1 protein-coding gene is annotated in these 358 nt (G+C 59.4%); it reads left to right on the top strand.

From position 1 onward, the window contains the following. A partial coding sequence (locus KP705_RS19610) for a transposase (protein ID WP_215765524.1) occupies positions 1-358 on the top strand: 358 nt, incomplete at both ends.

A 358-nucleotide genomic window follows, 5' to 3' on the forward strand; every position in this document is an offset into this window, starting at 1 on the left:
TGAACAATTTGTCTGATGAGCGGACGGAATATCTGATCAACGATCGCCTGTCGTTCATGCGCTTCCTTGGGCTGGGGCTTTCAGATCGTGTTCCTGATGCCAAAACACTCTGGCTGTTCCGTGAGCGCCTGACGCAGGTGGGAGCGATCGAGGGTCTGTTCAACCGTTTTGACGCGACCCTGCGGCACGCCGGCTATCTGCCGATGTCRGGCCAGATCCTGGATGCAACGCTGGTGGCGGCTCCAAAGCAGCGCAACACGAACGCCGAGAAAGCCGATCTCCGGGCAGGCCGTATTCCCGAAGACTGGCAGGACAAGCCGTCAAAGCTGTCGCACAAGGATCGCCATGCGCGCTGGAC

The organism is Gluconobacter sp. P1D12_c, from assembly GCF_018812105.1.
GTDB classification, from domain to species: domain Bacteria; phylum Pseudomonadota; class Alphaproteobacteria; order Acetobacterales; family Acetobacteraceae; genus Gluconobacter; species Gluconobacter oxydans_A.